Below are 14433 nucleotides of genomic sequence, written 5' to 3' on the forward strand. Positions count from 1 at the left end.
CAAGTACATGAAATTTGCTTATACTCTGTTTATCGTAATTTTAGGATCTTTATTTATTGAATGTTCTTATATACAAGCTCAAATTATATCAACACCCCAAATAGGACTGCCTAACATTCCCAAAATTCAGCCCAATAACTCGATCTATCCACAGAGTTTGAATAATAGATTTAATCAGAAAGATCAGCAAACAGCCATTATCCAAGAAGTACAAGCCCATCAACGAATGCTACAGGAAACAGCTAATAAGAAAGAGCAGACCGATCTACGCAACGAAATACAGAGGCAAGCAGATGTAATAATGTTAACGAAATACGGTTTTCCGTCTCAATCGGAATACGAAGGTACTACAGCCTTTTATACAGCCTTTGAAGAAATAAGCAGTATGTTAAATGGAACACAAAATCAGAATCTTAGACGAACTGTATTTCTGGTAGAAAACGCATGGTATAATAATAGATACGATTATAACGAATATTCAAATGCTATAAAATCGGCAATTGATATTTGTAATCAAAAGATAGAAGAAGAAAAGCTGGATAAGAATAATAATCTTGTGAAAAACATGATGTTATTTCGTTTTATCTCCGATACATTACAGACAAAGGACAAAGCTACAGGAAAAACTCAAAGTCACCTTCCTGTCAAATATAACTACGATGATTATAAGTCCGAAATAAACTTCGACAGCCACTTTGTCACAACATTAATGCAGACAGGAAAAGGTCAATGTCTGTCGATGCCGATGTACTATCTTATACTGGCAGAAGAAATTGGAGCTGATGCTTATTGGGCTTTTTCACCCCACCATTCCTTTATTAAAATACAAGATGAAAAAGGTATCTGGTATAATCTGGAGCTGACCTGTAAAGCTATATTAAGTGATGCTCATTATATGAACAGTAGTTATATTAAGGCAGAAGCCTTACAAAATAAAATATATCTAGAACCAATGGACAAAACCAATGTTATAGCTGAGATGCTGTTGGAATTAGCCAGAGGATATTATCAAAAATACGGATACGATGATTTCTATTTGAAATGTATTGATACTGCTCAGCAATACCTCAAAAATGATTTGAATGCCAAAATGCTCAGGTCGGCTTATGAGACCAGATTAACCCTCACTTTGGCACACTTGCTGAATGCTCCTAATCCAGATACAATGAAGGAAATATCTCTTGAAGCATACAAACACTATGAGTTGATGCAAGCTCAATACAAAGAAATTGATAATATGGGTTATGAAGAACTACCCGTTGGCATGTATGCCCTTTGGCTAGATCATATAGCTAAAGAGAAACGAAAAGCTGAGATAATTAAACAGCCTTCTATTTTAATCAAAGAAAGAAGCAAGTAAATGATAAATATATCGTCCTTACTACCATCAAAGCATCCACTGTAAGGCTAAAACGAGTATTAATATATAACAGACTCAGTCAATTTAATTTCTCCAGTTTCTATTTTTTGGCACACAAAATTGGGGTATCTTTGTATGTGAGAAATTTCGCCATGTAACAGCACTGATTGTATAATAATAGTTCATTTCTTGGCACACAGAACATGAAGTAAATCATCACTTCTTCTACATAAAATCCCCATCAGATAGTAAGGAAAAATTAGGGTTCGACAAGTAGGTAAAAATGGAGGTAACTATACTACTAATGCCTTGACTAGTAACTATACTAATTTTCATCGTTCAAGAACGCTTCAAATAACATTCGATTTTTCTCCAACCTCGACTCTCAATATAAAGATCAAACAACTTAAAAGATATACCTATGAATTAAATCTCACTTAGAAACAATGAATTATCGCATTATTGACCGCAACATTGCAGGGAAATTATCTGCTAATGAAACTTATACCTTATTCTGCCTATTAAGTAAATCTGACTACACAACAGGTCTATCACACATCAAACAAGAAACTTTAAAAGATATTATTGGAATTAAAAAGATAGATACCCTTCAATCCCATTTGTCTAAATTTTATGAATTGAATATTCTTCGTAAAAAAACGAGAAGTCATATTGGCGACAAAGACTATTTCAAAACTAATATCTATCATTATCAAATTCCTACAGATAATTGGGTTCGTATAAATCTAGATTTGATTAAGAATCAGAATATCCCATCTAAAATTAAAGGCTTTCTTATTCTTCTAAAATGTCTGTGCGTCAATAATACTAATTTTTTGAATTATAATAAATCCCAAATATCAAGACTTTTAAATATTGATATTAAAACTATTAGAAGTTATATTAATCTATCTTTAGAATTAAAATTGATAGAAGAAACTGATTCTGGTTTTCGAATTCTAAATAAATCTATTTTAGAAGATTATAAAACACCCACAGTTCCAAAATCTTATATGGATCATCATATTGACTACTATTATCTTATTTATAATTTCTGCATTGAAAAACAACTTGCCTATTCCTCGCTTTGATGATTATTTGGTCATGAAATTACTGATTAACTATGATAATGATTTTATAATTGAAAAGCTAGAAGCCAATATTGATAAATTTAAAAGTCGGAAATACCTAACTTTAGAATATATAGCAAAAGCTCTTGGAGTTAAACTTGATAATCACAAATTTAAAGTAATATGTGAGGATATTATAATTAAATAATCGAAACAAAATTAAGAATTATATTTTTGATTAAAATTTAATAGTTCCTTAATTCTATTTTTACTATAGTTCGCAGCCTCTAAGAATTTCAAGCCATTTTCAGAATAAACCTTAGTTAGAAATGGGTCAATATTATTTAAATTTCGAATAAAGCATATTGGTTTAAATTCTTTGTTTTTAGTCTCTAGCACTTTAGATTCTTCGAGTAAGTGTATTATCAATTTTCTTCGTTTTAATGAGTCGGGCATCGCTTTTAATTCCTTAACAAGGATACCTATATATTTATAAGTATCAGAATAGTTGTAGCTAGATAAACTATTTGAAATATCTGTTTTCAGATATCTTTCAGTTAAATTTATATTTGCTTCAAGATTATTATATTTTTGAAAATTATCGCCTTCTATTTCATCTTGAGAATAAACAACAATACTAAGATCTTCTACTTTATTATAATGTCTTTCTTGACGAACTCTTAAAGATATAATTTCACTTGTGGGTAAATATAGGTTGAAATTGTTTCCTATTTTTATATAGAGGGTACTTGTTTTGACAGAGTATTTATTCGCATTGTTATCATAATAACAAAAAACCACAAGTCTGTTTATGCAACGTTGCTCATTTCGTCTATCAAATGTTTCAATCTCAATATAATCTTCATTGTGAATCGCTTTTTCTAATGTTAATTGCATTTTCTTTTTATCAACAATATAACCTGTTTTATATTCAGAATTACAGAAGCTTATAGAATCAATGAGACTAAATGGAAATGGGCGAAAATATCTTGATCCTGTTTCATAATGTATATAATGACCCTTGATCACGTTAGGAGATACTTGTAAAGTATCTAATACTACAAGCATTTCACTTCTTGTATCTTTGTCCTTAATTTTTAGATATTTATACCCATTAGATTTCGCTTCATTTATTAATATACTGCTTCTTGAGTTTATCTGATACCATGTGTCCAATTCAATCATATAAATATATTTTAGGCAAAAAAAAATTTCTTATTAAATAAAAACATCATTTTGTCCTTTTATTTAAAAATTTAACTTCTAATAATTTATACCCCTTTTTATAAATATCTTTTCTTTTTATTGTTTTTCGGGGCGAAGTCTCAAAATAACTCCTTATATCAGTCGATTTTATAATTCTATTGATTAGATATTTATTAAGTTCGACCTCTTCAAGATAAGCATCTTCTTCTGCATCCAAAAAATTTTGAAATTGCTTTTCCAATTCTTGTTCCTCAATAATTTGATCTAAATATTCTTCAATCTCTTTTTCTGAATAATACTCATCTTCTATCTTCTCTAGGTATTTCTCAAACAGACCTTCATCACTCGTTTTGTACAAATAAGACTCATGAAGTTCTACTAAATCCATCGTTTCTTGGTCGTAACGAATAAAGTCTCCACATACACCCCATCTAACTTTATATGATTTAGCATCCTCTACTAGATTTATACTTTGGATATAAATACTTTTTCCTAATAAATCTGCTAGTTCATATTTATAGTTAAACCCAATCTCTGAAATGAAATTAAAAAGAGGATTTATTCTTATTTGGTAAACTTTATTCCAAAACTCGATATCCGATTCTTTTTTATACAAGGCAAATGCTATATTTTCAGTTCTAGTACTAGATTTTATCTCAATTTCTTTAGAAGAAATACCTACGATGTGATATATTCCTTCTTGTAATCTTAGAATTCTTTCATCTACAGGAAATCTTCCTTCGTTTATCAGTTCTTGTAAAGCAACTGAATCGGCTTCTATGGCATAGATTTTCTGATCGTAATATTTCTGTGAATCTTTAAATGATTCAACAAATTTGAATTTATTTCCTGCTTTTATTATTTGAAGGACTTGCTCTTTTGTGTATGGGTTTTGTAGCATCTAAATATAAAAATTTAATTAAATTCACAACTCTAAAAAGGACAATGATTATTTTTTATTTAAAAGATGATTAATATATGTCCCTTCTTTTATTCTTTATTTCGCATTTCTATCATTTGTTGCTGAAAAATGTATAAATATTATTTCAACAATTCTAACTATCGATATCCTATATATTCATTTTCTCTTTCACCTTCAGCCTTATATAAATATTCTGTTCTCATAGTTTTCGCATATGAAATTAAAGAAATTGTTGTAAGCTTATTTGGGAACTCATGTAATATTTCAAGTATATTCTTCCACCTATTTGCATAAATATCTCCGAGTGTTCCAGATCCAAATATAGAGACATGAGTCGAAAATAGATCTAGTCGCTTAAAACTATTTAAGTCTGAATCGAACTCGATATATCTATGTAATATGGTTTTAAACACATCATTACCCATTTGTCTAGCAATAAACAGAATAAGGTTTACCATCTGGATGAAATCCTTCTGCTCTTCTAATCTTGCCAATAAGAAACATAACGCTTTAGTCTGTTGTATTTCATTTAATAAAGAGAACAGAGGAATGAACATCTCTTTTCTTAAGCGATAATATTTTGTTTCTAAAATAGTTTTTAGAGTTGCTACACTATCCTCTTTATACATTTGAAATAGAGAGCTTATAAGTTCTTCTATTTTTGCGTGCTCCCATATCTTAGCAAGATATTCAGACTGAAAGAGTTTATCATGTAACTTTTCTCGTAAATTAAAAAACTTAATACAGTCTATTAAGAACTGCTCTTTTAGAAGGAATATGTGTAAGAATATTTTATTAGAGTCATCAAAATTAGAATCAATTTCCTTTTGTTGAAAATAGAATATTATAAGATTACTAACATTCGTTAAATTATTTATATGTTTTTCTATATCCTGATCATCAATCTTAATACTATTTCCGTCTATATTTTTAGAAACTATTATACTAAGAATTGAATTATATATATTAGAATCGAACTCTAAAAATCTTTCAGCCACTTGAAAGGGAAGCGTCGGCGATAATTCAAATAGATTTATAAACTCCTCAGCATGTCTCTTATTCAGAAATTCTTTTGGAATAATATATAAAAAAGAATATTTTGCTTCTATATAGTGTTCTCCATCCAAACTTTCTATATATTCATTTATAAGATTAATATCTCTTTTTGTTTTTATTAAATTGATCGGAAGATGTACTATATATTTTATTCTTGGAAATTGTTTAATTAGACTATGAATCAATTCTATACCTAAAGATAAATTTGCCTCTAAAACATTACTTAAGATTATTCTTATTGATCGTTCTATCTGTGAATAGCTAGGATTTATTAAGTAGCTATTCTTCAGAGCTTCAATTATTGGTTCAAAATCCTCTATACTATTTATAGAAATCAGAGCATTGATTTCTCCTTTTTTCATTTCATCATATTTTTCCCAACCTAATTTGTCTCTAGTTTGATCCTCATCTTCCCCATTAAGCTTGTTCCAATTTAAAATAGTATACAAACTTGGTATAGAGCATTTTGTTCTCAACACCTTATACTTACGTTTATCAATGCCGTTATAATTGTCAAGCCTATTAAAATACTCGTTCATCCAATATATTATCCGAAAATCAGACATTTCATATTTTGATTCAATAAATGGAAGAAGTATATTTAAATCATTATTTAAAACCTCAACTGAATAATGATTGGAAATTGGGAAATACTCTATTAATATCTCTTCCACTTTTTCTCTTTCGAATTGATAATAATAGAACAATGTCTCCCACGTATTTTTTCTATATATTTCAGACTCATCTCGTCCTAAAGTATCCAGAAATGAATTTGCAAATTCTAGAAATAAACTTTTGCAAACCACATCATCTCTATTTTTTTATAAAGACAGAAAATAAATTTGATATTTCTTATTAGAAGAAATTTGATTATTCCTTTCGTAATAAACAAAGCTATTATAAAGCTCAGGGAATCGCCTTATGTATTCCAACATCAAACTAAGTGAGGTTTCAAATATCTGTTCATTATCATTTTCAGATATAAATTGAAGGATTATACTCCAGTATTTATAATCAAAGAGAAGCCATCCGCGATGTTCTTTATCATAAATAATTAAATCCTTATTTTCGTTTAAGGGCTTACTATTTATCTCTTCATTAATATATAGAAACAGCTCATCATATAGATAATTCGAATGATTTGAAAAAAGGATATGTATTATTTCATCTTTTCCAGAATCATATTGTTGAACGCTTTGAAAATATTCCTTTAATGAGTTTTTAATCAATTCTTGCTCTCCAAAAGTGTCAGTAACAGCATTTATTAAATAATTTATATGATGAGAATGTGTCTGATAAAACTCGCTTAATAAGGCCTCAAAAGACAATATTCGTTTATCAATAAAAAGCTTATAAAAGAAGTATGTATAAGTTATTTGCTCACATATTTTAGCTCTCTTGAATTTAATATGAACCTCTAGCAGTTCCTTTTCTTCCAATTCTTCAATCACTTGTTTTAAATCTTTAAAATTGAGATCAAATACCTCACATATTTTCTTCGTATCATCCTCAAAATCTAGTTTTATTGTATTAAATGTAGAAACAAGTCCCAAAACTGTGATGAGCATTCTTTCTTTAGTCGTTTTTTCTAATTCAGTTATTGTTTTACGGAAGTATTGATCATATAAACTTAGAGTATCAATAAAAAGTTCTGAATTCTGATTTTCATCAACAGCTTTAGCTCCCATTATAGCTAAGCGTGGATTCCCCTTAGATATATCTAATATTCGGTCTTGCTTATTCCTATCTTTGATCAAGAATGGAGCATTTAAAATAATATTAGAAAGCTCTTCTCTTGTAAATTTGTCTACAGAATACGTTGATGGGGTAATGTCAATTTCATCAAGTAAGTCGATAATTTCTTGAAAAGCATATTTTCTGACAGTAAGAATAAGTTTAATATTTAGAGTTGTATTCCTGTATATTAAATCTAAAATATTGCTTAAAGGGCTCTTCTTTTGATTTGCATCATTAATTAACAAAATAACGTTTTCTTCTTTTAGAATTCTATTATATAAATCATATGTGACATCATTTGACTGATATCCTCCAATAGCATAGCTTTTGTAAGCTAAATTGTCTTTACAGAAAGACTCCATAGCTTCAATTGCCAATTTTGTTTTTCCGACTCCAGCATCTCCTTTTATAATGAGAATATTATTTCTAATTATTATATTTTTTATTTCTTGAAGGTCTTTTTCTCTATTATAGAATGGATTGTCTAAAGGAGTTGCAAATTGATTTATTCTCTTATCATAGTTATGTGCAAAATAATTAGATGGAACTACATAACCAATATTTACTGGAATATTTAGATAGTCTGATAATAAGTATGGTGCATTTATTAGTTCATCTGTTATGCTATCAATATTTATAAATTTTAGAGTAAAAGTGTATTGCTTAAATTTATTCCTTATTTGATTTTCCAAGTCTATCCCTATACGAGATGAAAACATCAACCAAATTGAAGAAATATTATCAATAGGTATTTCTTTGTCTGCTATTTTTTTCAAACAGCCATTAATATCATCTATAAATTTCTTCTTTAATGATTTTTCTTGTGTTGTAGCTTCAATAAGAACAAATTGATGATCTTCCGTATAAAAATAAATATCAGGAACACCTTTTATTGTAGAGTTTTTTCCAATTTGAGAACCTGTAGCTTCTATTGATAAATCGTAACATGATGTATAAAACATACTTTCCTCAAAAAATATCCTCCTCCATCTCTATTATTTTATAGGTAAATATTTCTGCACTTTTGAGTAGCCTTCTTCTTTTGATGTTATCCTAGCTTTGCATAATCGAACATTAAAACTGTAAGAGACTATGATACTAATAGATATAGATTCTAATATTGTATATTTCTCTGAATGGATCAAAGATTTTGCTTGTTACAATGCAATTATAGAAAAACTGACCAAACATCAGATAAAATACGACTTACTACGGCATACAAAAGATTATTGGGTAAGAGACTTTATGCCTGTTCAGATTTCAGACTCAGAGTTTATCCAATACAAATACAATCCGAACTATTTGCAGAAAAATCAGTACTATATAACCAACCCAGATAGATGTTGTAATGAATTAGATATATCAACCACGAAAATAAATCTTATTCTTGATGGTGGTAATATAGTAAGATGTACTGATTGTATAATTATGACTGATAAAGTTTTCGGAGAGAATAACCATCTATCAAAAATACAATTGATCAATTTATTGGAATATTCTTTTCGGTGTGAAGTAGTTTTTATTCCCTGGGATAAGTATGAAAAATATGGTCATGCAGATGGAATCGTTCGATTTATTGAAGATAAAAAGGTTCTTCTAAATAATTATATCAATTTCGACAAATCATTAAGAAGTCAGATCATCAATATTTTGCAAAATAAGTTTGAGATTATTGAACTAGAATATAGTGTACCAAAGCTATCCTCTTATAGTTGGGCATACATTAATTATCTACAAGTGGGTAGATTTATTCTCTTGCCTGCTTTAGATATACCAGAGGATGTGCAAGCTTACGAGCAATTCTCTACAACATTTTCTGACTATCAGATTGAACAAGTAAATGTCCTGGAAATTGTAAAATTAGGTGGTGCATTGAACTGTATCTCATGGAATATCAAATATTAACTAAATATCATCATTCATGAAAGTATTAATTATCTTTATCATTGTCTTTGCACTTCTGTTTTGGATTGGAACAAAACTCAATCGTTGGGTAAATGGAAGCAGTAAAATATCCAGGAATCAGAAGAAAATACTAGAAGAATTGAAGAAACAAAACCGAAATAATTAGAAGTATAAAATCTCGAATATGAATAATCTTGAAATAGTAATAGAAAAACTCAAGAACACGAGCGATAAGAAAACACAAATTGAAATTCTTCAAGAAGTTAATACACTGTTCTTAACTCAATATATGCTTAAAATAGATGACGATTTTGTACTATACCCTATTGAGGTAGAAGCATATTATTATCACGCGAATAATTTTCCAGACACTTGTGTTCACAAGTATCAATGGCAACAGAATAGATTTGGGCAACTATATTTCCATCGTGCAGGGAATAAAACGGATGCTTCTTTTCTTTATGATGGTGGTGGTATTGATGTCTGTTTATCTAACTCAGATGATTTTTTCTTAGGTATTTTAATTCGTGGAGCATGGATAAATCAAGAAGAAACTCCTATTTGTACTCCTGGAGTATTAACAAGAAGAGTCGTTTTTCATATTTGTAATGACAATTCAATAGTAAAAATTACTGATATAGAAAGAGCCATAATCCAAAAGCTAGAAGAAAATAATCAAATAGTACAACAGGCTTATAATGACAAAAGAAATAAAGATTCTATTCTTTTTCAATCTACACGTTTTGGTATAAGTGCAGATAATCATCCTGAATATGCTTTATTGAAACTTCGTTCTTTAATCGAGTTAAATGAACCAAATCATCCATTTAAAGCAAAAGAAAAAGTTGTATTAGATTATATGATAGATAACAACATAGAACCAATACCCGATAATATCAGAAAAATATTAGGGAGTAATTCTAATTGGATTATCGAACAAATAAAATCTAAATAGTTGATTCTTGTATTATCGGAATCCAAAGTTCTGTAACTAACTCCGTTTCTGGGGTATCAGTTGAACTATTCAGATAATGTTCGAGAATAAGATTATCGCTCAGTCTGTATTTCGAAGGGATGCTTTGTATAGCTGTATCATAAAAATGATCTAAGCCGTCATATGCTCCAACATAGGTAAATACAGCATATTGGGCAGAGGGAATTATCATACATTTTATTTCATCCGTTATTTTGGGTTGAATAAGGTTTGAGATGGTTAGACAAGCATAAAAGCGACATTTGTCGGGATCGGTAATTTCCTGATTGTCATAGCAGATTCCCCAATACTCTTCATTCTCGAGTAGAACATTTTGAGAAAAAGCGAAATCATAGAGCTTGTCCCAACTATCTTCTTCAAAAACAGAAGATGAAAAATTATCGTAATCACCAATATAAGAGAGGAATATAATAGGTGTTTCTTTTAGCATTTCAATTTGACAATTTATTTTGTCAGTAATAAACTTCTTATTTCGAGTAATTTGTTCTTTATATTCGGATGGTGTATATTGATATTTCTTCTTAAAGACATTGTACAATGCTGTATCATTGGCATAACCCACTCGTTCAGCTATTTCGGCATGAGTAAATACCCCTTCTTGAATTAATTGCAGTGCAAATTCACGCCTAAGTCTGTCAATGTATACTCCAAATGACTCTTTAAAATAAGATTTAAAATAAAACTGAAAGTTACGAGGCGACATACAAGCAATTTCTGCTAATACTTCTTTGCGTACGGCTTGATTAAAAGCATTGCTATCTGTATTTATCCAATCTTTTTGTATCTGTAGATTAATATAGTGGAGAACATTTATTAATTGTCCTTTATAGTCACTCATAAGATTTTATTTATTTCAAAATTATGGAAAATAAACCGATAAATAACGAAGCCTTTGGATATGTTAGACTACATGTTCCAGAAAAAGTAGACTTAGATGACTTTATTATCATTGAGAAGTTTGTATGTGAAATGCACAATAGTCTCCTCCCAAATGGAATATATGGAGATGGAGACTTGCGGAAATATGTTCGCAATAAGTTTATTAAATACTCAATGTCTAATATTATTTTCTATTTCATTTTATAAATAAGCATACTTGAATAAAAATCATAGTATTTTGATTTTAGAGATTTAATCTAAAAACTCCTTATCTGATCCTTGATTTTAATTAAAAAAATTATTTTTCTGATAAAATAAAACTTCGAATTAGTCAAATTGAAAATTTTCCTCTCTAAGGATATAACATAGCTGATTCCCATCTCTATTTAATATGTAATGGTCAATATATTTATCTGAGTCTCTTGAGTTATTCCAACCTAACCCTTTGTTATATAATAAACCTGAATGAAGTAAGTTTATATCCTCTGATGAGGGTATTTTAGCAAAATGGAACTTTTGTAAATTTTTAAGATCATCAACAAATACTTTTGATACAGCAAAAGAAAGCCTAAGGAAACATTCTGTAGTAATTTTATTTTTTATCCTATACTTAATTATTAATCCTAGAATACTTGCTTTGCGTTGATCTTCAAAGTTAGATAAAAGAGCAACACTACTGATACATAGCCTTTCATAATTTTTAGGTTCTTTTTCCAATTGCATAACAAAAGCTTCTCTTTCCTCTAGTGTTATTTCGGACGTCTCAATCAAAAATTTTAATACATTATTTAGGTATACTATATCTCGCACACTGTTGATAGCTCCATAAACAGAAAATGCCATTCCAACCATTGGCAGATTACTTAACAATTTAAAGTCATTTAAAGTAGTTTGTAAAAGAGCGTCAGATATATTTTTAATAATCTCTTTAATATTACTTTCTTTTAAAATCTGTATCGAATTATTTATTTTCATGACTCTATTCATTAAAAAATTACTGATAATAGAGTTAAATATAATATAAATTTTCAACTATATAATTCAAGAACTAAATATGAATTATATTATGATTCAACGACCCTTTTTTAATTGAAATGGTCGTTGACACCTATAACAAATTCTTCATCGCTTCATCAATCTAAGTAGATTTGAGTAACCTTTTGAAAAGGTAGAACTATTACCCAATATAAAAAACATTACAGAATAATAAATCAGATCACGAATAGAGTTAATATCTTATAAGAGTTTATTCTTTAGTAATTATTTAAACGATTATCTTTGATACCATATAAACATTTTCTTTCTCTATGAAAAAGGCTATTATAATAATTCTATCTATAATTTCACTTCCATGTATCTGTTTCTTAGTATTCATCTATCAATTCACGGTAAGTGACGATAACTATGCTGAATATTATGAAGTTGAGTTAACAAAGGCTCAGCTAATTCGAGAATCAGAAACTCTAAAAAGGACAAATACGTCTTATCAAGTTTGGAGTATTCAACAAAATGGCGATAGCATAAATCCTGATGGAGCAGGTCAATATAAGACGTGGAATTATTTTTTATATTTTTATCTCGAAGAAGAGGATTATACACTACTTTGTGTCGTACGTGAAAAGGGTCTTGATCATTCTATTATTATTTTAAGAAATATTTCTCAAGGAAAAAGGTTCGCTAGTTGGAAAACTATAAATTCGGAATCTTTAGATAAAAAAGTAAATGAAAGAATAAAAAAGAAATTTGAGAATCAGATCTTAAATAATCTCGGACGTTGGAAAAGAAAGTGGTGGCTTTATGGTGTTTGGAATGGATAATAAAACCTAATATTAGCTCTTTAAATATTAAAAAATTATAGCGATTTTTTTGTTCCCTTCATCTTTAATTCAAAGAGGATAAAATTTGAAGATGGTATATAAAACATACTTTTCTTAAAAAATATCCTCCTTGGAATTAAAATAGATAACTACAACAAATTCTTCATTGCTTCATCAATCTGACTATTTTCAAAGCTGTCTAAGTAGATTTGAGTCGTCTTTAAATCGGAATGACCTAAAGCTTCACTGATCAAAGCAATATTAACACCTGAACGCTTTAAAATAGTAGCGAACGAATGTCTTGCACAGTAGGTTGTCAAGGGGATAGGCAAACCAAGAGCTTCTCCAATTTTTTTGAGGTTTTTATTCACAACATAAGTAACCTTCTTTATTCGTCTAATTTGCTGATCAGCCGTTTTATGCAAAGAATTATCCAGAATAGGAAATAAATAGTTTCCACTTTGACCTATATATTTCAAAATTATCTCTTTTGCATAATCCTGCAACGAAAAACTAATTCTCTTTCCTGTCTTATGCCTTCGATAGATAATCCGATCTTCAAAAACATCAGACTTTTTCAAATACGAAATATCTATCATATTAATTCCGCAACCAAAATAACTAAACAAGAATATATCCTTGCTAAATTGGATTAACGACTGAGGACGTTTAGTAATAGTTGAAACATCAAAGTCTAAAATTTTCATCATATCTTCTTTTGTAATAGAACGTTTCACAGTATCTTCTCTCAACTTCGAAACATTATAGTTATCAAATGGGTAATAATCTTTCTTAATAATGTTATCTTTTATTGCTTTATTAAAAGTAGCTCTAAGCGTCCGCATCTTAATGCTAATAGTGTTTCCCTTATTGCCGTTTCCTTTTAAATAATTCTCATAGCGAGATAAGAATGCAGAATCAAGATCAACAAATAGCAGTTGAGATAATGATGTAAACCTTTGTAACGAATTTAGCAACGCTTTATAATGATTAGCATTACCAATTCTGTTCTCAGCAATTAAACTCTGAATTATGGATTCTAAATATTTTTCTACTGTTATGTTCTTAGTAGGCTTCTCTACCAATTGAATAAGCTGTTGTATGGAATAGTCCTTCCCTATTGTCTGAAATTCGAGAACTTGTTTCTGGTATTTATTTAGATTTTCAGTAATTATATTATCTAAATACTCTTTATTTGGAGTATTTCGTTTAAACTGTAGCTTATTCGAATCCCAATATTTTTCATCAACTGAGATTCCAATTCTGATATACTTTTGCTTCCGATCCTTTGTCAGTCTCAATACCAAGGGATATTCTCCATTCTGTAAAATCCTTCTTTTGTCACAAATAACCTCTATTTTCGTGTTCATAAAATGTGCATACATTTGTGCATACACTACCCCTAAAAACGGCTAAAACCACCCCAAATCGCCCCTCAACCGACTATTTCCCTCCCCTGCTTGCCAGATCGGAAAATCCTGCTAACT

General features: G+C 29.2%; 12 protein-coding genes. 5 read left to right on the forward strand and 7 right to left on the reverse strand.

Annotation, left to right across the window (positions count from 1 at the left end):
• Window positions 1-7 precede the first annotated feature (7 nt).
• Together AABJ51_RS10730 and AABJ51_RS10735 are read left to right on the forward strand one after the other, a co-directional pair.
• The gene (locus AABJ51_RS10730; RefSeq protein WP_321577278.1) at window positions 8-1360 is read left to right on the forward strand and encodes a hypothetical protein; all 1353 of its coding nucleotides are present in this window, start codon (window positions 8-10) and stop codon (window positions 1358-1360) included.
• Between the two features lie 446 nt (window positions 1361-1806).
• Entirely contained in the window at window positions 1807-2451 is a 645-nt protein-coding gene (locus tag AABJ51_RS10735) for a hypothetical protein (protein WP_338372526.1), read from the forward strand.
• A gap of 198 nt (window positions 2452-2649) precedes the next feature.
• Here the strand turns inward: AABJ51_RS10735 and AABJ51_RS10740 are convergent, their stop codons facing one another.
• The 4 genes from AABJ51_RS10740 to AABJ51_RS10755 form a co-directional block, all read right to left on the reverse strand.
• Window positions 2650-3615 (reverse strand): hypothetical protein, encoded by a 966-nt coding sequence (locus tag AABJ51_RS10740; RefSeq protein ID WP_338372527.1) that lies wholly within the window; start codon window positions 3613-3615, stop codon window positions 2650-2652.
• A 46-nt stretch (window positions 3616-3661) separates the two neighbouring features.
• Entirely contained in the window at window positions 3662-4537 is an 876-nt protein-coding gene (locus AABJ51_RS10745; protein ID WP_338372528.1) for a hypothetical protein, read from the reverse strand.
• Between the two features lie 158 nt (window positions 4538-4695).
• Window positions 4696-6420, reverse strand: coding sequence for a hypothetical protein (locus tag AABJ51_RS10750; RefSeq protein WP_338372529.1), 1725 nt, complete (start codon window positions 6418-6420; stop codon window positions 4696-4698).
• 15 nt (window positions 6421-6435) lie between these two features.
• Window positions 6436-8313, reverse strand: a complete 1878-nt coding sequence (locus tag AABJ51_RS10755; protein ID WP_338372531.1) for an nSTAND3 domain-containing NTPase — start codon at window positions 8311-8313, stop codon at window positions 6436-6438.
• A gap of 130 nt (window positions 8314-8443) precedes the next feature.
• Here AABJ51_RS10755 and AABJ51_RS10760 point away from each other — a divergent pair, with 130 nt between their 5' ends.
• Window positions 8444-9256 (forward strand): agmatine deiminase family protein, encoded by an 813-nt coding sequence (locus tag AABJ51_RS10760; RefSeq protein ID WP_321577279.1) that lies wholly within the window; start codon window positions 8444-8446, stop codon window positions 9254-9256.
• Between the two features lie 184 nt (window positions 9257-9440).
• Window positions 9441-10211 (forward strand): hypothetical protein, encoded by a 771-nt coding sequence (locus tag AABJ51_RS10765; RefSeq protein WP_338372533.1) that lies wholly within the window; start codon window positions 9441-9443, stop codon window positions 10209-10211.
• Here AABJ51_RS10765 and AABJ51_RS10770 read toward each other — a convergent pair.
• On the reverse strand, window positions 10204-11088 hold the full coding sequence (locus tag AABJ51_RS10770) for an AraC family transcriptional regulator (RefSeq protein WP_338372534.1): 885 nt from the start codon (window positions 11086-11088) through the stop codon (window positions 10204-10206). The two genes, AABJ51_RS10765 and AABJ51_RS10770, sit on opposite strands and share 8 nt — an antisense overlap.
• A gap of 368 nt (window positions 11089-11456) precedes the next feature.
• Window positions 11457-12104: a hypothetical protein gene (locus AABJ51_RS10775; RefSeq protein WP_338372536.1), complete on the reverse strand. Its 648-nt coding sequence runs from the start codon at window positions 12102-12104 to the stop codon at window positions 11457-11459.
• A gap of 332 nt (window positions 12105-12436) precedes the next feature.
• On the opposite strand from AABJ51_RS10775, the gene AABJ51_RS10780 reads away from it, so the two are divergent.
• A complete protein-coding gene (locus AABJ51_RS10780; protein ID WP_338372537.1) occupies window positions 12437-12946 on the forward strand; it encodes a hypothetical protein in 510 nt (169 codons plus the stop codon).
• Between the two features lie 149 nt (window positions 12947-13095).
• Here AABJ51_RS10780 and AABJ51_RS10785 read toward each other — a convergent pair whose 3' ends face one another.
• Entirely contained in the window at window positions 13096-14316 is a 1221-nt protein-coding gene (locus AABJ51_RS10785) for a phage integrase SAM-like domain-containing protein (RefSeq protein ID WP_338372540.1), read from the reverse strand.
• Between the last annotated feature and the right edge of the window lie 117 nt (window positions 14317-14433).

This window comes from Indolivaga capnocytophagoides (assembly GCF_036511535.1).
Taxonomy (GTDB): Bacteria; Bacteroidota; Bacteroidia; order Bacteroidales; family Dysgonomonadaceae; genus Dysgonomonas_A; species Dysgonomonas_A capnocytophagoides.